Below are 536 nucleotides of genomic sequence, written 5' to 3' on the forward strand. Positions count from 1 at the left end.
TGCCGATTGACTCGAACTCAATGATGCGGATTGGCTGGCGCTCAATGAAGCAGATTCACTTGCGCCGGCTGAGGCGGATTGGCTTGAGCTTACAGACGCCGATTGGCTGGCACTCACTGAGGCTGACTGGATGGAGCTTACTGAAGCTGACTCAATTGCACTCAATGATGCGGATTGACTAGCACTCAATGATGCGGATTGGCTCGAACTTGCAGACGCAGATTGACTAGAACTTGCAGATGCAGATTGGCTCGAGCTTAATGATGCGGACTGACTTGCACTTACTGAGGCTGACTCAATTGCACTCAATGATGCGGATTGGCTAGCACTCGCTGAAGCCGATTCGCTGGAGCTTACAGATGCAGACTGACTGGCACTTGCAGATGCAGACTGGCTGGCGCTTACTGAGGCGGATTGGCTCGCACTCGTTGACGCGGATTGACTAGCGCTCGCTGAAGCGGATTGGCTGGAGCTGACTGAGGCTGACTGACTTGCGCTCACTGAAGCCGATTGACTCGAGCTTACTGAAGCAGATT

Origin of the sequence: Streptococcus oralis, from assembly GCF_001578935.1 — a bacterium.
Lineage (GTDB): Bacteria > Bacillota > Bacilli > Lactobacillales > Streptococcaceae > Streptococcus > Streptococcus oralis_R.